Genomic DNA, 23,818 nt, shown 5'->3' with positions numbered 1-23,818 from the left:
AAGTTAGGTGGGGATCGGGCTGCCAGTAAACGCCCGGTTGGTGAGGGCTGATAATCAGTGGGGATGAACAAAAACCCTACTGATTAAAGTTTGATATATGCACTTATCTGTCCTGTTTGATTTAGTGAGAGAGGAACGGTGAGTGGATTTAATAGGAAGTTTTTCACAACAATTCAACCGCTTGCAATACGAATAAAAAATAAGAAACAAATTTTTAATACCATATCATCTCTTTTTACTGAAAATTCCTTTTAGCGTAACAAAGAGGTTAAGTATAGTTCAACTACATTACGATAGGTTATCAATTATAGACGATATTTTACAATACCGTTACTGTGCATTTCAATGAGGTGAAAATATAACAAAAAGCCTGATAAAACAACGTTTGTAAGCAAAGTATTCGTAGGCCATTATTTTGCTTTTTCGTTATATCATATAGTATAATATTCAAAATCAGCAAGGATTTTTTCCTGAATTTTTGCTGATGAAGATGGAAAAAATTTTCGGCTTTATAGGTTGATAAAGTTATGTCGTAACAGGAAATATAAGAACAGATATATAAATAAATAAAAAGAACATAAAAACGCAAATAAAAACGAAAATGAGGGGAACTTTATGAACCAAAATCAATTCGAATGTCGTATTTCAGAAGAAGATGTACAAATGTTAAGAGCGTTAGCTCACCCACTTCGCCTACGTCTAGTAATGGAACTTATGCAAAGAGGAACATGTAATGTAACACAACTACAGGAAGTGTTAGAAATTCCGCAATCAACGGTTTCACAACATTTAACGAAGTTAAAGCAAAATAAAGTAGTGCGCTTTGAAAGACGAGGATTAGAAGTGTATTATCAAATCCATAATGATAAAGTAAGTGCGGTAGTAAAAACATTATTTTCTTAAAATTTGAATATTATGGAAAAAGACGTGTAGAATATACGTCTTTTTTTATTTGTCAGAAAGGTAGCGAGAGAGTAAATATTAGCATGTGAGGTAGAAATGACTATTAATCAATATGCTGCCTTACCGAATATATTCTAAAAGGAAAAGAAAAAATAGAAAGGAGTGTAGTAAGCAAAAGGAGGGATAGTAGTATGGATGTGAAACGTGTGAAACAAATCTTATCTTCTTCAAGTAGAATTGACGTTACATATGAGGGCGTACCAGTATGGATTGAGAGCTGTGATGAGCAGAAGGGGAGTGCTCAAGTGTATGATGTATCTAATCCTGGTGAGAGCGTTCATGTGGACGTGACAGCTTTAGAGGAGAAATAATAAAAAAGACGCTTCTAATTTTAGAAGCGTCTTTTTGTTATTCCATCATATGTGCAATTTTCTTAGAGAACATAAGAAGTACTAATCCCAGTACAATTACGATAATACCGATGCTTGCGAATACTTCTAAATATCCTAAAGATTGAGTGAAAGCGGCTAATTGTCCTGCTAATAAGTTTGCGAAGCCAGTACCAGCTAACCATACACCCATTAATAATGATGCTAGTTTAACAGGAGCGATTGCACTTACCATAGATAATCCGATTGGTGATAAGAATAACTCACCGATTGTGTGGAACATGTAAGTGAATACAATGAATAGTAAGTTTGCTTTCATTGTAATGTTACCTTCATCGCTACCAGTTTTTAAAACAGCTAAAGTTAGAACTAAATATCCAATCCCTAGTAAAATCATACCTAATGCCATTTTTGTTGGGATTTTCAAATCACCATTTTTTGTTTTTGAAAGCTTAATCCATAACGCAGAAACAGGTAATGCTAGTAAGATAATGAATAGTGGGTTTACAGATTGGAACCAAGGTGTTGGAATTGTAAATCCACCAATTGTACGATCTACGAACTTATCTGTGTAAAGTGTTAAAGAGCTACCAGCTTGTTCAAATCCTGCCCAGAAGAATACAACGAAACAAGTTAAAATTAAAATTGCAACAGTACGTTTTTTCTCTTGTGGTGTTAAAGGTTTTTTCTCAACAGCTTTTGCATTTTGTTCTTTAGATTTTTTACCCACAACTGTTGTTCCAGCTGATCCTAAGTAACGAGGTGCTAATAAGTTAAATGCAATTTGTCCAATAATCATACCGATACAAGCTGTTAAGAAACCGTATCTATAATCTGCGAAGTAACCGCAAATGAATGGAGCGATAAGAGCTCCTAAGTTAATCCCCATGTAGAAGATAGTGAAGGCACTATCACGACGAGAATCGTTGTCACTATATAATTGACCTAATAAAGTCGAAATATTCGGTTTGAAGAATCCGTTACCGATAACTAATAATCCTAATCCTAAAAATAGTCCAGTTTTCGTATTCATTGAAAATAGTACGAAGTTACCAATTGCCATGATGATACCACCAATAGTAATGGCATGTCGCTTCGTAATGAAATGGTCAGTTAACCAACCACCAATAATAGGTGTGAAATATACAAGCATTGTGAAAATACCGTAAATTTGAACTGCAACTGCTTTATCAAATCCTAAACCGCCGCTTACTAAGCTCGTTGTTAAATAAAGAACTAATAAGCCACGCATTCCGTAATAACTAAATCTTTCCCATGCCTCTGTAAAGAACAACAAGTATAACCCTGGTGGATGTTTTTTTGGTGATTGTTGCTCTCCAGCTTTGTCTAATTTTAAAGCTGCATCCATGTTTGTTTCCCCCTAATCCTGTATAACGGATATTTATGTAATCATTTTAATTTACAAAATATTTAGAAGTCAATAGAATTATATGGAAATAGAAAGAAAATTTCTGAAAAAGTTCTATTTTTCTTCGACCGTTACTGTATTTTGCCCTGAAAACAAGATGATAAGCGTTTTCAAATGTAATAATTGAATTCTAAAAGAAAATAAAATAGTGATTAATCAGAAAATTTAGATTAAAATATTTATTCTGATATAAAGAAAATATATTCTATTTACTTTCTCAATATAACATATTGGGAATAAAAATACAAAACGAAATAATGTGACATTTAAGTGAATTGAAAAATAACCAGCTCCATAGAAGGGAGCTGGTTAAGGAAATATTATTTAACAAAGCGTTTTTCGATGTCATCTAATAGTAGGTTAGCGGCCATTACGCCACCAGCTGTATTCCAAATAACGTCATCAACTTTGTATGCTTTACCATTTTTTACTGCATTTAAATTTTTAAATAGCGGATCATTAATATATTCTTTTTCTAATTCAGATCCTTTTTTCTCATTTCCTTTATCGAATGTGAAGTAGAATAATACGTCACCATCCATTGCAGAAATACGCTCTTTAGATACGTTACGCTCTGCAAAATCATCTTTGTTTTGATCTCCAGGACGTTTAAATCCAAGTTCTTTTAAAATAACACCAGAGAATGTATCACCATGATAAATACGAACATCACCAGGCATGAAACGAACCATAGAGATTTCTTGATTTACTTTATCGCCAAGTTTGCCTTTTAAATCTTTCATACGTGATTCGTAATCAGCTACAACTTTTTGACCTTCTTTTTCTTTATTTAATGCTTTTGCATAAAATTTGAAGTTATCTTTCCATTCACCACGTAATGTTTCTGAGAACACAGTAGGTGCAATTGCTTTTAGTTGTTCGTATACTTTTTCGTGACGCATTTTGTTACCGATAATTAAGTCTGGTTTTAAAGAAGCAATTGTTTCAACGTTAACTTGTCCTTCATCACCAACAACTTTTACATCTTTCATTTTATCCTTAATATGTGGATACCATGGGTCACCAGTCCAAGACTTTACAGCACCAACTGGTTTCACACCTAATTCAAGTAAAGCTTCAGTTCCTTCATTTGTTAAGATAACTACACGTTTTGGATTAGCAGGAACTTCTGTTTTACCCATTGCATGTTCTACAGTAACCACTTCTTTTTTATTATCTTCTTTTGTAGATTCTTCTTTGTTACTTGATTTTCCACAAGCGCTTAAAAGCATTGAAAATGCTAGTAAAAATACAAATACTGTAAACGATTTCTTCCGCATGAAATTCATTATGTACCCCCTAAATGTTGAGAATATTTTTCAATAGCAAGCATGATATTAAGCCTTTATCTTTTAATTGTCAATATATATGGGTGAAAATAATTCTCATTTCCGTTGACAATAAGAATTAAGTTGAAATACACTAACAACGTATCATTATACATTGAAGGGGAAACGCTGCATGTTATTAAAAACAAATCGAGCAAAAGGGATTGGATTATTTGTTGGAATCATTGCAGTCGTTATTTGTATTTGGGGAAGTATTATTTTCGGATATACAAATACGAGTTGGAAACTAGCATTGGATGCTTTTTTCCATTTTAACGGTTCCAATGAACATATTATTATTCAAAATGTACGTCTGCCTAGGGCGTTAATTGCAGCTAGTGTTGGTGCTAGTTTAGCCATTGCTGGTTGTCTTATGCAAACTTTAACTAAGAATCCACTTGCTTCTCCAGATTTTATTGGATTAAATTCAGGTGCTGCGTTCTTCATAGTTGTAGCAATTGTAATCTTTTCAGTAACATCATTATCAGCTTTCACATGGATCGCCTTTTTAGGAGCGGCGGTTGCAGCTGTACTTGTATTTGCTTCTAGTTCTTTAGGAAAAGAAGGGACTACTCCTCTTAAGTTAACGTTAGCAGGGGTCGCAATTAGTGCGTTATTTTCATCATTAACACAAGGATTACTTGTGTTAAATGAAAAAGCACTTGAAGAGGTATTATTTTGGCTTGCTGGATCTGTGCAAGGGCGAAAGTTAGAAATTTTACAATCTGTATTCCCATATTTATTAATAGGATGGATTGCATCTCTTATTATGGCAGGAAAAGTAAATACATTGATGATGGGAGAAGACGTCGCGAAAGGACTTGGACAACGAACAATTTTAATGAAATCATTCGTGTTACTTATTATTGTACTGTTGTCTGGTGGTTCAGTTGCGGTTGCTGGCCCAATTGGATTTATTGGGATTATTACTCCGCATTTTGCTAGATTTCTTGTTGGAGTTGACCACAGATGGAGAGTGCCTTATAGCGGATTGTTAGGTGCAATACTACTAATATTGGCTGATATAGCAGCAAGATATGTCATTATGCCACAAGAAGTACCAGTAGGAGTTATGACAGCATTTATTGGAGCACCGTTCTTTATTTATATTGCACGTAAGAGAGGGCTTAGCAAATGAAGAAATATATTCCGTTTCGTATAGGAAAAGGCGAGCTCTCGTTTTTAATGTATAAACGAGCTTGTCTCGTCTTGTTAAGTTTACTACTTGTTTTAATAGGATTATTCTTTGCGAGCGCAGGTATGGGAGACATGAAAATTGCTCCTTATGACGTATGGCAAGCAATTACCGGAAATGGCGATGCGATGTCAAACATGGTTGTAAATAAGTTTCGTATGCCGCGTATTTTAATTGCTATCCTCGTAGGAATTGCGCTCGCGGTAGCGGGCTGTATTTTACAAGGGCTTGTTCGAAATCCACTTGCTTCTCCTGATATCATCGGGATTACGGGCGGGGCAAGTGTTGCAGTTGTATTATTTTTAGCGCTATTTAGTGATAAAAATAATGCACTAACGGTAAGTATTCATTATATGCCGCTCGCAGCTTTTGCAGGAGCAACGATTGTAGCGGTTTTTGTATACTTATTTGCATGGCAAAATGATGGATTATCACCAATTAGTCTCGTTTTAATTGGTGTTGGATTCTGGGCATTAACGAAGGCTGCGACAACATTATTTATGTTGCTAGCACCAATTTATCAAGCGAGCCAAGCAAATGTATGGATTACGGGTACCGTTTACGGCTCTTCTTGGCAAAATGTTATGGTACTTGCGCCTTGGGTTCTCATTTTAACAGTAATATCATTTATCGCAGCTAGGCATTTAAATGCACAAGAGCTAGGGGATGATATAGCGGTAGGACTTGGGGTTCCTTTAACGAAGTCGCGTGTATTTATGCTATTACTTAGTACAGCTTTAATTGGTGGTGCGGTAGCTTTTGCCGGAGGGATTGGATTTGTCGGTTTAATGGCACCTCATATTTCACGAAGATTGGTTGGTTCTTTATACGGTGCATTACTCCCAGTTGCAGCTATTGTCGGTGCAATTCTAGTACTTGCTGCAGATTTAATAGGGCGTACAATTTTCACGCCACTTGAAATTCCAGCAGGGGTATTTACATCAGCAATTGGTGCACCTTATTTTATTTATTTACTTTATAAAAGTCGGAATTCATAAAGGGAGATGAATATGCAAAAAGCATTGGAGACGAAACGCTTGACGTTGTCTTATGGTGAAACAAGTATTATTGATGAGTTGAATTTAGAAATTCAAAAAGGCGAAATTACAATCTTTATCGGCTCTAACGGTTGCGGGAAATCAACTTTATTACGTTCACTAGCTAGATTATTAAAACCAACAACTGGTGATATTTTGTTAGATAATCAAGCCATTCAAAGTATGCAAACGAAGCAAATCGCTCGTCAAATGGCGATTTTACCGCAAGGACCACAAGCACCAGAAGGACTTACAGTATTACAACTTGTAAAGCAAGGGCGTTATCCATACCAAACATGGCTGAAGCAATGGTCAGAAAAAGACGAGGAAATGGTACAGAAAGCACTTGCAGCGACAGGTATGACAGAATTTGCTGAGCGTGATGTGCATGCTCTTTCAGGTGGGCAACGTCAACGTGCTTGGATCGCAATGACACTTGCACAAGATACAGATATCATTTTACTGGATGAGCCCACTACATACTTAGATATGACTCACCAAATTGAAGTGCTGGATTTATTATTCGAATTAAATGAAACAGAACAAAGAACAATTGTTATGGTATTACATGATCTAAATTTAGCATGCCGCTATGCAGATAACATTGTAGCAATTCAAGATAAACAAATATATGCACAAGGTAAACCTGAAGAAGTGGTAGATGAGAAACTAGTACGTGATGTATTCCGAATGGAGTGTCAAATTAGTACGGATCCGTTGTTTGGAACACCGCTTTGTATCCCGCATGGAAGAGGAAGACGTGTAGTTAAAGAAGTTGCTCAGGCGATAAGATAAAAAAACGATGAGTGATTCATCGTTTTTTTTTTTATTTGGTACAAGAAAATAAGAGGAAGAGAGGAATTCGTAAGCGACGTTTATACTCTTCTTCATTTTGAAAATAGATTGGATTTGGTGTAGCTTCTTTTAATGATGTAATGGTAAATCCAGCTTGCTGTAATAATGTGAAATACTCTTCCGTTGTACGATGATATTTAATAACTTCTTGGTCAATCCATGGTTCAACCCGTTTGCCTAGTTTAAAATAATCATCGACGAGCCAACTCGTTCTTTTACCACTTGTTTGTAAGCTTTCAAATGAAGAAGTAATAACGGGATGTTGAACGCTAAAGGTAAAGGTGCCATTTGTTTTTAAAGTTTGAAACACATTTTGAAAAATGGTATCAAGATGTTCAATATAATGTAAGGCGAGTCTAGATGTTACTAAATCAAAAGTGGAAGAGGGATAGGTATAATCTTTGAGGTTTAAAAAATGAACAGATCCATTTTTATTTTCTAGTTGATTTTTAGCTTTTTCATACATAAGTTCGGAGCCTTCAATGCCAGTGTAAGAGTAGCATCCCTTTTCTAATAATTCCGCACCAAACTTAGCGTCACCACAGCCTAAATCGAGAATTTGTTTTCCTTGCACATGACCAATGAGCTGAAAGAATACTGGTTTTTCAATGGATTCATTTGGGCTATTTTCTCGGTATCTTCGTTTCATATATTGTTCGAAAAATGCTGTGTTATTGTATACATCAGATTCTGTAAATGCCATGTTTGAAACCTCCCAAAATATTTTTTAAATTCTATCAAATATGAAAAGTAAATGATAGATTTATTATAATGAATCATATATAATCTAAAATTGTAAGCGGTTACTTTAAACTATTTTTCTATAATAAATTCTGAAAACGTGTTAAGCTAGTAGAGGGATTATTAGAACTATTAAGACAATAATCCGCTTACATGAACGATGGGAGGCTTCACGATGTCTAGTAAAACACTTGCAAAATTTTTAGAAGAAAATTTAGAGGATTTAAAATCAAAGGGGCTTTATAACGTAATTGATCCGCTTGAGAGTTCAAATGGACCAATCATTACAATTGGCGGAAAAGAATATATTAACTTATCTTCAAACAACTATCTTGGATTAGCAACAGATAGCCGTTTGCAAGAAGCAGCAATTGGTGCAATTCATAAGTACGGTGTTGGGGCAGGAGCTGTTCGTACAATTAACGGTACTTTAGATTTGCATATTAAATTAGAAGAGACAATTGCAAAGTTTAAACATACAGAAGCGGCAATTGCTTACCAATCAGGATTTAACTGTAATATGGCAGCGATTTCAGCTGTTATGGATAAAAATGATGCAATTCTTTCAGACGAATTAAACCATGCTTCTATTATTGATGGTAGTCGTCTATCAAAGGCAAAAATTATTGTTTATAAACATTCTGATATGGAAGATTTACGCCAAAAAGCAATCGCGGCGAAAGAATCGGGTCTTTACAATAAATTAATGGTAATTACAGACGGTGTCTTCTCAATGGATGGAGATGTTGCAAAACTACCAGAAATTGTTGAGATTGCAGAAGAATTAGATTTAATGACATATGTAGACGATGCACACGGTTCAGGTGTACTTGGAAAAGGTGCAGGAACTGTAAAGCACTTCGGTCTATCTGATAAAGTTGATTTCCAAATTGGTACATTATCAAAAGCAATTGGGGTAATTGGTGGATATGTAGCAGGGAAACAAAACTTAATTGACTGGTTAAAAGTTCGTTCACGTCCATTCTTATTCTCTACAGCATTAACACCAGCTGATGCAGCAGCTTGCATGAGATCAATTGAAATCTTAATGGAAAGCACAGAGTTACATGATCGTTTATGGGAAAATGGCCGCTACTTAAAACAAGGATTAAAAGAACTTGGCTTTAACATTGGGGAAAGTGAAACGCCAATTACACCTTGTATTATTGGGGACGAAGTGTTAACACAAGAATTTAGTAAGCGTCTAAATGAAGAAGGTGTATACGCAAAATCTATTGTGTTCCCAACTGTAGCAAAAGGAAAAGGTCGTGTTCGTAATATGCCTACAGCAGCTCATACGAAAGAAATGTTAGATGAAGCAATTCGTAAGTATGAAAAAGTAGGAAAAGAAATGGGCATCATTTAAGTAAGGGCATCTTTTGAATAGCTTGCAAATGAGGAGTGGGGAAAATGAAAAAAATTCTAGTAACCGGTTCTTTAGGGCAAATTGGTTCTGAACTAGTAATGAAACTTCGTGATGTATACGGCGCATCAAATGTTATTGCAACAGATATTCGTGAAACAGATAGTGAAGTAGTAAAGTCTGGTCCGTTTGAAACGTTAGATGTAACAGATGGACAAAAATTACATGATATTGCAAAGCATAATGAAGTAGATACAATTATTCATTTAGCAGCTTTACTTTCAGCAACAGCAGAAAAAAATCCGTTATTCGCATGGAACTTAAATATGGGCGGACTTGTAAATGCATTAGAAGCAGCTCGTGAATTAAACTGTAAGTTCTTCACGCCAAGTTCGATCGGTGCATTCGGTCCATCGACGCCAAAAGATAATACACCGCAAGATACAATTCAGCGTCCTACTACGATGTATGGGGTAAACAAAGTAGCAGGAGAATTACTATGTGATTATTATCATCAAAAGTTTGGCGTAGATACGCGCGGTGTCCGTTTCCCAGGTTTAATTTCTTACGTAGCTCCTCCAGGAGGCGGAACGACTGATTATGCAGTTGAAATTTATTATGAGGCGATTAAAAAAGGTGCATACACCTCATACATTGCTGAAGGAACGTACATGGACATGATGTATATGCCTGATGCTTTACAAGCGATCATTTCATTAATGGAAGCTGATCCAAGTAAGCTAGTGCATAGAAATGCATTTAACATTACGGCAATGAGTTTTGAGCCAGAGCAAATTGCAGCATCAATTCGTAAACACATTCCGACGTTTACAATGGATTATGCAGTAGATTCAGCTCGTCAAACAATCGCTGATAGTTGGCCAAACTCTATTGACGCAACTGCAGCAATGAAAGAGTGGGGCTTTAAAGCAGAATACGATTTAGACAAAATGACAACGGACATGTTGGCTAAGTTAAAAAAAAAGCTCACAGCTGAGTTAGTGATGAATTAATAGGAAGAGTCGATTCTTAGGAATCGGCTCTTCATTATTTTTGGGAGGAGAGAAGTCTTATGCAAAGAGTAGATGTCGTATACGCACTAATACATGACGAGGAAACAGATAAAATATTAATGGTACATAATGCAGAACAAAACGTTTGGTCATTGCCAGGTGGGGCTGTGGAAAAAGGTGAAATATTAGAGGAAGCACTAATAAGAGAAGTGAAAGAAGAGACAGGTTTAATTGCTACGTTAGGTGGACTTGTTGCGATCAATGAAAAATTCTTTGAGGAATCAGGGAATCATGCACTATTTTTTACATTCCGAGCGAATGTAGTAAAAGGTGAACTTATTGCGGAAGATGAAGGTGAAATTTCTGCAATAGAGTGGGTGGATCGAACAATTGCGAATGAGCGCTTCCCATACTATGACGGAGGATTTGAATCCTTATTAGAAGTAGCCATTCCATATAAGTTTCAACCAGAAACAAAGTAATTGAATGAAAAAACAGGAGCCACAAGGCTCCTATCTTCTATTCAATCGTCTTCAGTAATAATTTTTTCAGTAATGGTTTAATCTTCAATCGTAAATCTTCAGCATGATTTGCAACTAAGAAGTGATGGTTATAAATGTTCTTCATCAATTGATAAGTTGCTTCTTTTGCCTCGCCTTCTTCGATGAAGATACCGATTACTTCCATGCCACTTTTACGCGCGAGTTTAACAGCTTCATGCGTATCTAAAATTCCATCTTGTTGATAGTCTAGCGCAGAAGGCTCACCATCTGTGAAGACTAGTAAGAATTTATGTTTCTCAGGTCTTTTTGCAAGCTTTTCAGAAACGATACGAATAATATATCCGTCGCGGTTATCTTCTTCTTCACGAAGTTGCATAATTTCCGGACCAACGTTTGGTAACGTTGAGTTTTTATAATTTACAACTTCATGGATAACGTTCGGCTTATCTTCAGGTTTAGCGCTAGAGGCATCTTCCCAAAATCCGCTAATAGCGTGCGGGATTTTTAAAGATTTTAAAGCTTCATGGAATAGTACAACACTCTTCTTCGTCTCTTCCATTTTGTTATACATAGAACCAGAACAGTCAACTAACAGTTGGAATGCAACATCGAGTTCTTGTGACTCTTGTCCTTTTTTATAAAACATACGCGGTTGTTTTTCGGTATAAATACGAAGGAATTTTTTGCGAAGCCTTCCGTAATATTTATCACTATTCGCATTCGTTTTATTTTCAATCGTTTTTTCGATAATTTTCTTTAATTCTTTTACATCTTTATTGACGACTGATTTGATAGCTTGGTAATCTTTTTTCTCATCGATATTTGCTTTGCGAGCTTCTTTAAATGTATGAGAAGCACCTACATTATACTTACCGTATGCACCGTCGTGCTGGCTAGAAGCGTGTGAAGCTCTTGCTTCTTCTGTATCAGCGCCATCAAAGTTGGATTGTGTACTTTTTTGAGAAGTACCTTGTACAGAACCAAGTGCTTGGTCGCCATCTTCTGATTCACGAGCAGTATCGCCCATCATGTTTGTTTTTGTTCCGCTTTCTAATTCAAAGCGTAAAAAGTTCTCGTTTTCGTTATTTTTATTTTCACGATGCCATGTGGAGAAACTTTCATCCATTTTGTTTTTATTTTCATCGTCATCTATAAGCTGTGTATCATCATTTGCTAAATCTTCGACGCGACAGTTCTTTTCGTCTGCAAGAACAGATAAGTAAAGTGGAGCATGTCCGAAATAGTTGTTAAGCATATCACTTTCAAGAAGCGCCTCTAAGCGATAGCGAATTTTCTCAACGACATACATAATATCTTCTGTATTACGTGCTTGGAATGTTTCATGTAAAATCGCTTCAATTTGCTCAAAATATTCATTATTAAACATTTCATATTTATCGCTCGTTAATGAAAGATAGCATAGGCAAAACAAACGATCACCGTGATAATTACGAACGCGGTTTATTTCATTTTGAGAGCCGAAATAATTGCGGTACATTTCTTTTCGGCGTTTAAAAATATGCTTCGTGCCAGGACGTAAGTTCTTTACGATTTCCTCAACGCGTAAATCTTCTAATAGAACAAATAATTGTGTTAAAAACTTTTTTAGGGGCGATTCTTGCAATTCAATCGCATAAGAACGAATTAAAGTCATGTCCGAGTAATGTTTATTACCAAGTGCTTTTAAGAACACTTCGCTTTTTAATCCGATTACTGTATCTTCTTCTTTTCGATCATCCCAAAAGTGACTAATGACAACTTTCTTTTCAATTTCGTCGTAGTATGCTTTATAGCCATATTCAAGATAGGCATCGTCTTCTTTTAGAAGGGCATACATTAAGTTTTCCATTTGTAGAAACAGCGACGCATCAATTTTTTTGTCACTAAAAATTTGTCTCATAAATTATCCCTCAAAGAAATAACTTTCTGCTAATTCACGGACAGTCATTTGTTCTGTTTCATCATTAAGTTTTGCAATTATGCTTCGTTCAATAGCGCGCATAACAGGAATATATACACCTAAATCACATGCGTCGATAATACCACGAATACTTGCTGCTTCTTCACTTACACGTCCATCGCGAGCTAAAGGCATAAGGTCGCTTGCAAATGCAACAAACTTTTCAATTGTTGCAACATCATTTAATTTTGATTCTGCTAATAATAGTTCTTTTAATGTGTCACCTTGAATGTAAGGAACTTCAATAATAACGAAACGGTTTTTTAATGCTTCATTTAGTTCACTTGTTCCAACGTAACCTTCGTTAATCGCAGCAATTACACGGTATTCTTCATCACCGTATACAACCTCTTGTGTAAATGGGTTTGTGATCATTTTACGGTAATCTAATGCGCCGTGAAGTAGCGGTAAAGTTTCAGGTTTTGCCATATTGATTTCGTCAATATATAGGAAGTGACCGTTCTTCATTGCTTTCATAAGAGGACCGTTAACGAATGAAACTTCAGATGCACCATCTTTCGTTTGTAGTGTGTTGTATCCTAAAATACCTTCTACATCTAAGTCGACAGAGCAGTTAATGCTATGCATTGGTTTTTGAAATAAAGAAGAAAGAGTTTCCGCTAGTACTGTTTTACCACTACCAGTCGGTCCTTTTAATAAAATGTTCTTGCCAAGAAGAAGTGCTGTAATCGCATCTTCGATAATGCTGTTATCAGATGCTTTATATATTTTAGTACCGATTAAATGAGCATTTTCACCAGCTTCTTGTTTATTCTTTTCATGAATCGTAGAAAGCTGCTGTTTTAAATCAGAATGTATATGAAATTGTTCTAACATGTATTTCCCACCTAACATTATTTTCATAAAGTAATACATCTTATGATAACTTGTTTTAATATGGTATGCAAAGAAAAGGAAGGAGGATAAAGGGAAAAGAAAAAGCAATCAAGATGAAGTTGATTGCTTACAGTAAAGGAGAAATGAGCCTCATGAAAGACTCCAATATGCGTTTTTTTATACTTCTGTTTTGGAAAGAGTTCCATTTAATTTCAGTTGAATGTTTAAAATCTTTTTCAAAATCACGTTTAATATCGTGAACTGTTTTTGATTCATAAAGTACGCTAATAATTTCGTAATTCAATTCAAAGCTACGTACATCCATGTTCGCTGTTCCGATAGTTGCAATTGTATCATCAACGAGTACAATTTTTGCATGCATAAAACCATCTTTATAACTGTAAATAGAAGCACCAGCTTTTAAAAGTGGAGTGAAATAGGATTGAGATGCTTGATCACTAATGATGCTATCACTTTTACCTGGATATAAAATCCGTACATCTATTCCGGCAATTGCACTTAAGCGTAATAATGTTAAAGTTTCTTGATCTGGAATAAAGTAGGGTGTAGCGATCCAAATGGATTTTTTTGCAGAGCCCATAACAGCTAATAATGTATTACGAATACTTTTATCATCGGAGCTTGGTCCGCTTGCTACGATTTGAACAGCACCTTCTGCATGTGAAATCTCTTTACCTGGGAAGTATTGTCTATTCATGAATTGATCCCAGGAATAAGTATTTAAACCACTAGAGGCATAGAGCCAGTCTTCTAGAAAGATTGCTTGTAATTTATATAATGCTTTTCCTTCTATTTTTAGATGACTATCACGCCAAACAGGAAATTTCTTTGAACGGCCAAGATATTCATCACCGACATTGAGTCCTCCGGTAAAACCAATTTCTCCATCTACAATAACAATTTTTCGATGGTTACGATAATTGACAGTTTCAAGTAACCAAGCTGAAAAAATAGGGTCAAATTCTACAATTTCAATCCCAGCTTCTTTCATAGGTTGCAAAAATCGTCTTCTTAACGTGTTACTTCCAAGACCATCATAAAGGAAGCGTACAATAACACCATCTTTTGCTTTTTGTATTAAAGCATCTCGAACTTTTGTACCAATTTCATCAGATTTATAAATGTAGTATTGAATATGTATATGATGTTTTGCCTGCTCTATAGCTCGCAAAATTTCTGAAAATGTTTGATCTCCGTTTGTTAAAAGTTTTGTAGTTGTTTTATCTGCGGCAGGACCGCCTCCAAATTTTTGTATGACTTCTGTTAAATGTATGGAACGTTCATTTAGTGGGACTGTGAGTAATAACTCTAGTCTTCTTCCTTCTAATATTTCACGGAATAATTTTCTTTGTTCTTCTGAACGATGGAGATGTTTTTTTCTTCTCCAGCGGCTGCGCCCGAAAATAGCGTATAAAAGCACACCTATAATAGGAAGAAGTGCTAATACTAAAAACCATGCCAATGTACTTTGTGGAGATCTATTTTCTATAAAGATAACGAATGAAATTCCTACGATTGTGATGGACCATAGAGCACCGACAAATGTATATAACGAAATATACGATGTATTTAATAGGAACAGAACGATAGATACAATTGTAAATATTAATAGTAACTGAACGATAGGCTTCTTCATTTCTATATAATTCCCCTAATCTTTTTTCAATATAGATTTCTTAAATAGAAGATGTAATATGACATCTTTATTATAAGGTGTTTTGCTTTTTTTACAAAATATAGACATTTCACCTATACTTTCCGCATTTGTCCTACATACAGTGTACTATCACATTTTTATCCCACTCTTAATGCATATGAAAATGAAAAAATCGAAAAGGAGCGGAGAAACATGAATTATATAGAAAATAATGGATTGTATTATCGGAATCATCATCATGGAGGACACAATCATGGTGGGCACAATCATAACGGCGGACATCATCACCATGGAGGACACAATCACCATGATCACCATCATCATCACGGAGGCGGATGGGGCTGGGGGGGTAGTTCATGGGGAGGCGGATTTTTCCCTGGAAGCTTTGCAGGAGGAGTGTTAGGTGGACTGACAGCTGGCGCATTAACGGGTGCAGCAAGTGGAGGGTATTATCCAGCGCCATATCCAGTAACTTATCCATCACCATACCCTGTAACGTATCCAATGCCATACCCAGGTTATCAGCAAATACCATATTCGTATTAAACTAAAAAAGAGGCTACCCTCTTTTTTAGTTTAATACGGTATTTATTTATAAAATACTTCCAAAATTAAGGTGAAAATATGTTAATATTTTGTTATTGTAATTCAAAAACATATACATTAATGTAGATTTTCATATTATTATTCGTGAATAGTTATGTAGTATGGTCTAATTTCTATTTTGTTATTAAAGAGTAAAGAGATCAGATGTGAATGGTATTAGTTAGAAACAGGGCTTGGATAGAGCCACTTAAAAGGATTGCAGTATAATAAGGTGCGAAATAATTAGGGAGATGAGAAGCTACTAGTTATAATTGAAACGGTATAATATTGCTTTTTATTACAAATAATATTATGTTATTTTAATCGGTCTATTTAAAAAGATAATTTATGTAATGGGCTAGTATTAGAAAATGAAATATCTCTATTTCTATGAAGAGAAACAGGTTGTGTTTTAGTCAGATAGGAAGCAAGGAGAGATGCGCATGCTAGAACAGAGAGGTCATGCATTATATGACTCTTCATTGCGAGATTTAAAGTTAGCATTAGATGAGTCTTCAATTGTTGCAATTACAGATCGAAAAGGTCTTATTACATATGTAAATGATAAATTTTGTGAAATCTCTAAATACAAAAGAGAAGAATTAATTGGAAAAGATCACCGTATTTTAAATTCAGGACATCATCCGAAAACCTTTTTTCAAAACTTATGGAAACGTATTTTGAATGGGAAAGTATGGACAGGTGAGATTCGGAATCGAGCAAAAGATGGTACATATTATTGGGTCAAAACAACAATTGTTCCATTTTTAAATGAAAAAGGAGAGCCATACCAGTTTATCGCAATTCGAAATGATATTAGTAGTAGAAAAGAAGCAGAACATAGATTGCGGCTAAGTGAAAGTCGTTATAGGGAACTTGCCTATCATGATGCTTTAACCAGTTTGCCGAACCGTTTGCAATTAATAACAACCGTTAATAAATTGATTGCAGATAAAAAAGAATTTGGTATGATTTACTTTGATTTGGACCGTTTTAAATTAGTAAATGATACGTTAGGTCATATGATAGGGGACTTACTTTTAAGCGAAGTCGCTTCACGGTTGCATTATGTACTAGGAGAGAAAGATGTTCTGGCTAGGCTAGGTGGCGACGAATTTGTGCTGTTAACAAAAAATCATAGGCAAGATGATATGAGTCAGTTAGCGACATCTGTGTTGTCATGTTTTCAGGCACCATTTATGTTGGAAGGCCATGAAGTATACATTTCAGCTAGTCTAGGACTTTGTTCTTATCCACAAGACGGACTAGACGTGGAAACGTTATTGAAAAACTCTGACTTAGCTATGTATAGTGCAAAAGAACAAGGTAGAAACGCTGCATGTTTCTTTACAGATGAGCTACGGGCGAAAATAAATCGTAGAATGAAAGTTGAGTTTGCTTTGCAAAAGGCAATTCGTGATGAAGAGTTAGATGTAGCATTGCAGCCTATTATTGATTTGAAAACGAAGAGATATTCTGGTATAGAAGCTTTAGTACGCTGTATGACAGAAGACGGCCCCATTGCACCAAGCGAATTTATCCCGGTAGCTGAAGAGTCTGGACTTATTATAAAGCTAGGAGACTGGGTATTAGAAAAATCGTGCCGATTGTTTAAAACATTGCCAAATTATCAAGAAGGACTAAAGTTATCTGTGAATTTATCTATACAACAATTAATGCAGAAACGTTTTATTTTGTCTGTACGTAGCATTTTAAAGAGAACTGGTTTTCCTCCGAACCGTTTAATATTAGAAATAACGGAAAGCATTGCAGTCCGCCATTTTGATTATATTATTGCTACATTACAAGAATTAAGAAATATGGGTGTTTTAATTGCTTTGGATGATTTCGGAACTGGCTATTCTTCCTTATATTATTTAAAACAACTACCACTGGATATTGTGAAAATTGATCGTAATTTTATTCGTGAATTTCATTATGATCACGCGCAACCAGAACGAACAATTGTAAAATCTGTTATTGAAATTGCTCATAGTTTAAATTTAGCAGTAGTTGCTGAAGGGGTAGAAACAGTAGAGCAAGAGAGTTTGTTACAATCAATGAGCTGTGATTATGTACAGGGATTTTATTATGCGAAACCTTTATCTGTAGGAGAGTTAAAAGAAAAGTTAATTACAGATTTTTAATAAAAAAGAGAAGCCAGCAGCTTCTCTTTATTTAATCCGTTTTTTGTGAGTCTTTCATTAGTACTGGATAAAGAATAAGACCTAATACGAACAATCCAATTCCTAAGAAGAACGTTTTTAAATCAGCAGTTCCCGTTTTGATAACCCAAATTGAGTATACAAATGCTAATGTAGTGATGATCCCGTCCTTTATTCGAGAACCAGGCATTATATCATACGTTTCTCCTGTAATAACCAGTTTGAATTGGTACAGAGTAGAAACTAGGTATGGAATTAAATAGGCTAATGTTGCTACGACAATAGCGAAACTATACGCTTCTGAAACAGTACCAGAAATCGTTGAAAATAAGAAAATTTGCGTCATTACATTTGTAATCAATAATGATTTTGAAGGACTACCTTTTTTATTTGTTTTCCCGAAAAACTTAGGGAAAAGTCCATTCTTTGCTGCCTGGTAAGGTACTTCTGAACTAACAACAATCCAACCAACTGTAGATCCAAATAAAGATATAAGAGCGAGTAAAGCCATGATATATGCGCCTTTATTTCCAATTGCTAAATTTAATGCGTCTACTAATGGTTTTTGAGACTCTTTTAAAGCATCTTGCGGAAGAGCTCCCATTGTAAGTAAAGTAATTGACATGTAAATAAGAAGAGCGATAATTAATCCGAAAATCGTAGCTTTTTTTACATCGCGCTGTGATTTTGCACGATTAGAAAGCATAACTGCTGATTCAATACCGATAAATGCCCAGAGTGTTGCAATAGCAGCTGAATTGATTTGTCCACCTAACGAGATGGATTGTCCTGCTTCATTCATAAAGGTTTGACCGTCTCCGAAATTAGAGGCATTGAAAATGAATAATGTAATTACAATAAACATTGTAAATCCGATAATTTTTGCAATGGTAGCAAGTAGATTCATATTTCCAGCTCGATCAATATTTTGAGAAAGAATATATTGAATTCCCCACAGCATAAGGCTACATACGAGGAAAGTTAATCCTTTTCCGAGTTCTAGTGAAAATCCGTTTATTGAAAAAAGAATTTGCTTACTTTGTAAAACTGGAAAGAATGTTGATAAATATCCAGCAAAGGAAATAATAACAGATGCTGTTGCAGCCCAGTTAGCAGCCCAATATCCCCATGCCATACTATATCCCGCAACTTTACCAGCTTTTTTTGAAGGAAACATCGCTTGAGCGTAGCTTTGTGGTCCAGCTTTTAATTCTGGTTTCCGAATCGCTAAATTTCCAAATACAAGTGCAATCATAAATACGCCAAGGCCTGTAATACTCCATGCGAGTGTAGAACCCATTGGCCCTGATACTTGTGCTAAATTTGCTGGAAGCATAAATACGCCACCGCCAACCATATTCCCGATAACAAATGCTGTTAAAACCCATAATCCCCATTTTTTCGTTTCCATTTTTGTTAACTCCTTTGTAGTAAGTTTTGCTTAAACATCATTTTTTACTAGCTTTTTGACAATAAAAAAAGAGCCATGTAGATAAAAAAATACCTACATGGCTCTTTCGCCAAAGCGTAGGTACAACGGGAATAACCCTTGTACCTACGCGTAATTTTTCCGCTAGGTTTCAAGGGTTACGTATGATGATGATGTTTTTGTGCAAATGAAACTACAGTTGTTGTATAAGTAAGCATAGTTCTTTGCTCCCTTTCTCCTCTGATTTTGAAGTTAGTATACTACATGTTTTTTTGAATGAAAAGAAAAATATAAAAATTTTTATAAAAATACGTTTTAAAGATTAAATATTTACCTATATTTTTCTTGTACTGGAAAATAAGTGAGAGATTGGCAGAAGAGTGAAGCATGTTATAATACATATAGAATTAGAAGGTGACAAGGGGCTATTGTAGATGATGAGTAAGTATGAACAAATTTATACAGAAATCAGTAAATCTATTGATAATAAACAATTAAAAGAGGGATGCAAAATCCCATCAGAAACAGAATTAATGAAGCAGTATGAGGCAAGCCGAGGCACGGTAAGAAAAGCTGTAGATTTACTGCAAGAGCGTGGATATGTGCAAAAAATTCATGGAAAAGGTGTTTTTGTTTTAAAGCGAAAAAATATTGAATTTAATTTTGGCGGTATTGTAAGTTTCCAAGAAGAAAATGAACGTTTAGGACGTCATTGTATTACGGAAGTTGTGGAAATGGACAAAGAAAAAGCCACAAAAGAAATTGCGAAATTATTAAATGTAAAAGAAAAAACAGAGATTGATCATATTAAACGTGTACGAAATATTGATGGAGAAAAAGTAATTTTAGATATAAATCATTTTGTATCTGAGTTTATTCCAGGATTAACGAAAGAAATTGCAACTGCATCGATTTATAAATACATTGAGAAAGAGCTTGGGCTACATATTAGTTATTCGCAGAGGGTAATTGAAGTACAGCCGTGTACAGAGGATGACAGAAAGTATTTAGATTTAAATGGAACAGACTATGTTGTCGTTGTGAAAAACTTTACACATTTGTATGATGGAAGTCAGTTTGAATACACAGAATCACGCCACCGTTTAGATATTTTTCACTTTTCGGATGTGGCACGCAGGAAGTAAAGAGGTGGAACAAAATATTGTTTCATCTCTTTTTTTATAAAAAAAAAACACAAACTCGTATATACGAGTGTTGACTAACTTATATATACGAGTTAATATGTAATTGTAAACGGTATCAAAAAAAGAAAAGAGGGACGGGAATATGGGGAAAGACTATCGTAAAACAGCAGAGGAAGTGTTGCAGTATATTGGTGGGAAAGACAATATTGAACAAGCTGCACATTGTGTGACAAGGCTCCGTATCGCTTTAAAAGATGAAAGTAAAATAGATAATGATAAATTACAGTCTGTTTCATTAGTGAAAGGAGCGTTTCATAACGCTGGTATATTTCAAGTTGTAATTGGTCCAGGGGATGTAGATCGTGTTTACGCTGAATTGATAACGCTTGCAGGTATGGAAGAATCGACTGTAGCTGACGTAAAAGATTCTGGAAATCAGAAGTTAAATCCAGCTCAAAAGTTTGTGAAAATATTTTCGGATGTATTTATGCCGATATTACCAGCGATCGTAACAGCTGGTTTACTAATGGGTATTAACAATCTATTAGGGGCAAAGGACTTATTTTTTGATGGGAAAAATTTATTAGATGTTTATCCGAACTTAGGCGGGCTTTGGGATTTAATTAATATGATGGCCAATACAGCATTCGTATTCTTACCAGCACTTGTCGGGTGGTCAGCAACGAAGCGTTTTGGTGGTAGTCCAATACTAGGGATTGTTATGGGATTAATGCTTGTGCACCCGGCCTTATTAAACGCTTGGGACTATGGAAAAGCAGCGACTGGTTTAGAGGGTCAAAAGATTGAGTACTTCAATATTTTAGGACTGTTCCAAATTGAGAAGGTAGGATATCAAGGACAAATTTTACCTGTTTTAGTAGCAGCTTTTGTATTAAGTAAAGTGGAAATTTTCTTAAAGAAACATGTACCAAATGCAATTCAATTATTAGTTGTACCAATTACAACAATCGTTGTGACAGGTGTGTTAGCATTAGGAATTATCGGTCCGGTTACACGTCATATTGGAGATTTATTAACAGTAGGATTAGTAGGTGTATATGAAACAGTACCAGTAGTTGGAGCAGTATTGTTTGGAGCATTATATGCACCGCTTGTAATTACAGGTATGCATCATATGTTTATTGCAATTGATTTACAATTGATTGCACAGCACGGTGGCACATTCATTTGGCCAATGATTGCTCTTTCTAACATTGCGCAAGGTAGTGCGGCACTTGCAATGTTCTGGATTTCTAAAAATCAAAATGATAAAAGTATGGCATCAACATCAGCCATTTCAGCATACTTCGGTATTACAGAACCAGCGATGTTTGGTGTGAATTTACGAAATAAGTTCCCGTTCTATGCAGCGATTATAGGGTCTGCTGTGGCAGCGATATTCATTACATTAAATGGTGTATTAGCACCTGCTATCGGAATTGGCGGATTGCCAGCATTTATTTCTATCATTCCGAAATCGATTCCAATGTTTATTGTAGGAATGATTATTGCAGTTATAATCCCATTTACTTTAACATGGTTATTTGCAAAAAGAGTCAAACAGAAGTAGGAGGAAGTTAAACATGAAGGATTGGCATAAAAGTGTAGTCTATCAAATTTATCCGAAGAGCTTTAATAGCTATTACAATAAAGAAACCGGTGATATAAAAGGGGTTACAGAGAAACTAGATTATTTAAAAGAACTCGGAGTGGATTATATTTGGTTAACACCGATATACCAATCACCACAAAATGATAATGGATATGATGTAAGTGATTACTACAGCATTGATCCATCTTACGGAACGATGGAAGAGTTTGAGGAACTTTTAGCAGAAGCGAAAGTACGTAACATTGAAATTATGCTTGATATTGTTGTAAATCATAGTTCGACTGAACATAAGTGGTTTAAAGAAGCGAAGGAAGATAAAAATAGTCCATATCGTAATTACTATATTTGGCGTGATGAAAAAAATAATTGGCAGTCTAAGTTTGGTGGATCTGCTTGGAAATATGATGAGAAGACGGAGCAATATTATTTACATTTATTTGATGAAACACAAGCTGATTTAAATTGGGAAAATGAACAACTTCGCGAAGAAGTATATGATATGATGCGTTTTTGGCTGGATAAAGGGGTAACAGGATTCCGATTAGATGTCATTAACTTAATTTCAAAAGACCAATGTTTCTTAAACGATGAAGGTAATACTGCGACAAGTGATGGACGCAAGTATTATACAGATGGTCCGCGTGTTCATGAATATTTACAAGAGATGAACCGAAAAGTTTTTGCAGGAAAAGATGTAATTACAGTTGGAGAAATGTCATCTACGACAATTGATAATTGTATTAAATATTCTAATCCTGAGCGTAATGAACTGAGCATGACGTTTAGTTTCCATCATTTAAAAGTAGATTATCCGAATGGTGATAAGTGGACGAAAGCAGAGTTTGATTTTATTAAATTAAAAGAGATTATGTCTAACTGGCAAATTGAAATGCAAAAGGGCGGAGGATGGAATGCGTTATTTTGGTGTAATCATGACCAGCCTCGCATCGTGTCACGCTTTGGTGATGATGGAAAATACCGAAACGAATCTGCGAAAATGTTAGCGACAGCCATGCACATGCTGCAAGGAACGCCTTATATTTATCAAGGGGAAGAAATCGGTATGACGAATCCTAAATTTGAATCCATCGAGCAATATCGTGATGTGGAATCGTTAAATATATATGATATAAAGCTAAAAGAAGGGCTATCAAAAGAAGAGATTATAGGGATTTTAAAGCAGAAATCTCGTGACAACTCTCGCACTCCGATGCAGTGGAATGAAGAGATGAACAGTGGTTTTACAACAAGTACACCTTGGATTTCAGTGGCTGAAAACTTTACAGAAATAAACGTAGAGAAGGCATTAGAAGATAAAGAGTCTGTATTTTATCATTATAAAAAGTTAATAGAACTTAGAAAAACGTATGATGTAATTACAGAAGGAGAATATGCTATTTTGGATAAAAATGATCCTAAAATTTGGGCATATACTCGTACTACAGAAAGTGAAGTACTACTTGTTATAAATAACTTCTATGGAGAAGAAATAACGTACTCTGTACCAGCGCACGTTCAATTAGATGGAATGAAACAAGAAATACTACTGTCGAATTATAAAGATTCCAGCAATGATATTACAAAGCTTAACTTAAGACCATATGAATCAATTGTATATCGATATACGAAATAAAAAGGTTGTATGCCGCAT

The 23,818-nt window shown here is 35.3% G+C and carries 20 protein-coding genes; 13 read left to right on the top strand and 7 right to left on the bottom strand.

What is annotated here, in order from left to right:
* Positions 1-615: 615 nt before the first annotated feature.
* Together N2V92_RS04420 and N2V92_RS04415 are read left to right on the top strand one after the other, a co-directional pair.
* A complete protein-coding gene (locus N2V92_RS04420; protein WP_001075219.1) occupies positions 616-903 on the top strand; it encodes an ArsR/SmtB family transcription factor in 288 nt (95 codons plus the stop codon).
* Between the two features lie 191 nt (positions 904-1,094).
* Positions 1,095-1,274: an acid-soluble spore protein H gene (locus tag N2V92_RS04415; protein ID WP_000382679.1), complete on the top strand. Its 180-nt coding sequence runs from the start codon at positions 1,095-1,097 to the stop codon at positions 1,272-1,274.
* Between the two features lie 37 nt (positions 1,275-1,311).
* Here the strand turns inward: N2V92_RS04415 and N2V92_RS04410 are convergent, their stop codons facing one another.
* Both N2V92_RS04410 and N2V92_RS04405 read right to left on the bottom strand, forming a co-directional pair.
* A complete protein-coding gene (locus tag N2V92_RS04410; protein ID WP_000338303.1) occupies positions 1,312-2,661 on the bottom strand; it encodes a peptide MFS transporter in 1,350 nt (449 codons plus the stop codon).
* Between the two features lie 380 nt (positions 2,662-3,041).
* Positions 3,042-4,010 carry an ABC transporter substrate-binding protein gene (locus N2V92_RS04405; protein ID WP_001010281.1) on the bottom strand — a complete coding sequence of 323 codons (969 nt, stop codon included), beginning with the start codon at positions 4,008-4,010 and terminating at the stop codon, positions 3,042-3,044.
* A 172-nt stretch (positions 4,011-4,182) separates the two neighbouring features.
* Between N2V92_RS04405 and N2V92_RS04400 the strand changes: the two genes are divergently transcribed.
* From N2V92_RS04400 to N2V92_RS04390, 3 genes are read left to right on the top strand one after another with little or no spacing between them, the layout of a single operon-like run.
* Complete coding sequence (locus N2V92_RS04400) at positions 4,183-5,187, top strand: FecCD family ABC transporter permease (protein WP_000925213.1); 1,005 nt, start codon at positions 4,183-4,185, stop codon at positions 5,185-5,187.
* Positions 5,184-6,242, top strand: a complete 1,059-nt coding sequence (locus tag N2V92_RS04395; protein ID WP_000760052.1) for a FecCD family ABC transporter permease — start codon at positions 5,184-5,186, stop codon at positions 6,240-6,242. The genes N2V92_RS04400 and N2V92_RS04395 overlap by 4 nt, the downstream gene beginning before the upstream one ends.
* Before the next feature lie 12 nt (positions 6,243-6,254).
* On the top strand, positions 6,255-7,076 hold the full coding sequence (locus tag N2V92_RS04390) for an ABC transporter ATP-binding protein (RefSeq protein WP_042597094.1): 822 nt from the start codon (positions 6,255-6,257) through the stop codon (positions 7,074-7,076).
* 31 nt (positions 7,077-7,107) lie between these two features.
* On the opposite strand, the gene N2V92_RS04385 is transcribed toward N2V92_RS04390, so the two are convergent.
* Positions 7,108-7,839, bottom strand: a complete 732-nt coding sequence (locus N2V92_RS04385) for a class I SAM-dependent DNA methyltransferase (protein WP_000885973.1) — start codon at positions 7,837-7,839, stop codon at positions 7,108-7,110.
* Positions 7,840-8,052: 213 nt separating this feature from the next.
* On the opposite strand from N2V92_RS04385, the gene N2V92_RS04380 reads away from it, so the two are divergent.
* From N2V92_RS04380 to N2V92_RS04370, 3 genes are read left to right on the top strand one after another with little or no spacing between them, the layout of a single operon-like run.
* Entirely contained in the window at positions 8,053-9,243 is a 1,191-nt protein-coding gene (locus tag N2V92_RS04380) for a glycine C-acetyltransferase (protein ID WP_000095903.1), read from the top strand.
* Between the two features lie 44 nt (positions 9,244-9,287).
* A complete protein-coding gene (locus tag N2V92_RS04375; protein ID WP_000723120.1) occupies positions 9,288-10,253 on the top strand; it encodes an L-threonine 3-dehydrogenase in 966 nt (321 codons plus the stop codon).
* A 59-nt stretch (positions 10,254-10,312) separates the two neighbouring features.
* Complete coding sequence (locus tag N2V92_RS04370; protein WP_001189930.1) at positions 10,313-10,735, top strand: NUDIX hydrolase; 423 nt, start codon at positions 10,313-10,315, stop codon at positions 10,733-10,735.
* 37 nt (positions 10,736-10,772) lie between these two features.
* Here N2V92_RS04370 and N2V92_RS04365 read toward each other — a convergent pair whose 3' ends face one another.
* The 3 genes from N2V92_RS04365 to N2V92_RS04355 form a co-directional block, all read right to left on the bottom strand.
* Positions 10,773-12,656, bottom strand: a complete 1,884-nt coding sequence (locus N2V92_RS04365; protein ID WP_001248845.1) for a vWA domain-containing protein — start codon at positions 12,654-12,656, stop codon at positions 10,773-10,775.
* Between the two features lie 3 nt (positions 12,657-12,659).
* A complete protein-coding gene (locus tag N2V92_RS04360; protein WP_000892989.1) occupies positions 12,660-13,553 on the bottom strand; it encodes an ATP-binding protein in 894 nt (297 codons plus the stop codon).
* A 127-nt stretch (positions 13,554-13,680) separates the two neighbouring features.
* Positions 13,681-15,210, bottom strand: coding sequence for a cardiolipin synthase (locus N2V92_RS04355; RefSeq protein WP_000743028.1), 1,530 nt, complete (start codon positions 15,208-15,210; stop codon positions 13,681-13,683).
* Positions 15,211-15,423: 213 nt separating this feature from the next.
* On the opposite strand from N2V92_RS04355, the gene N2V92_RS04350 reads away from it, so the two are divergent.
* Complete coding sequence (locus N2V92_RS04350; RefSeq protein WP_001106404.1) at positions 15,424-15,777, top strand: hypothetical protein; 354 nt, start codon at positions 15,424-15,426, stop codon at positions 15,775-15,777.
* A 482-nt stretch (positions 15,778-16,259) separates the two neighbouring features.
* A complete protein-coding gene (locus tag N2V92_RS04345; protein ID WP_000893348.1) occupies positions 16,260-17,963 on the top strand; it encodes a putative bifunctional diguanylate cyclase/phosphodiesterase in 1,704 nt (567 codons plus the stop codon).
* Positions 17,964-17,994: 31 nt separating this feature from the next.
* Here the strand turns inward: N2V92_RS04345 and N2V92_RS04340 are convergent, their stop codons facing one another.
* On the bottom strand, positions 17,995-19,392 hold the full coding sequence (locus N2V92_RS04340) for an amino acid permease (RefSeq protein ID WP_000448446.1): 1,398 nt from the start codon (positions 19,390-19,392) through the stop codon (positions 17,995-17,997).
* Positions 19,393-19,844: 452 nt separating this feature from the next.
* Between N2V92_RS04340 and treR the strand changes: the two genes are divergently transcribed.
* The 3 genes from treR (at position 19,845) to treC (ending at position 23,800) form a co-directional block, all read left to right on the top strand.
* Entirely contained in the window at positions 19,845-20,555 is a 711-nt protein-coding gene (gene treR / locus N2V92_RS04335) for a trehalose operon repressor (protein WP_000987242.1), read from the top strand.
* A 142-nt stretch (positions 20,556-20,697) separates the two neighbouring features.
* Positions 20,698-22,125, top strand: coding sequence for a PTS system trehalose-specific EIIBC component (treP, locus tag N2V92_RS04330; RefSeq protein ID WP_000513938.1), 1,428 nt, complete (start codon positions 20,698-20,700; stop codon positions 22,123-22,125).
* 13 nt (positions 22,126-22,138) lie between these two features.
* Positions 22,139-23,800 carry an alpha,alpha-phosphotrehalase gene (gene treC, locus N2V92_RS04325; RefSeq protein ID WP_000656106.1) on the top strand — a complete coding sequence of 554 codons (1,662 nt, stop codon included), beginning with the start codon at positions 22,139-22,141 and terminating at the stop codon, positions 23,798-23,800.
* Positions 23,801-23,818: the final 18 nt, after the last annotated feature.

Source organism: Bacillus sp. CH_48, from assembly GCF_038008465.1.
Classification (GTDB): domain Bacteria; phylum Bacillota; class Bacilli; order Bacillales; family Bacillaceae_G; genus Bacillus_A; species Bacillus_A thuringiensis_S.
The sequence above is the reverse complement of the archived record's forward strand: the minus strand, read 5'-3'. Positions and strand labels throughout refer to the sequence as shown.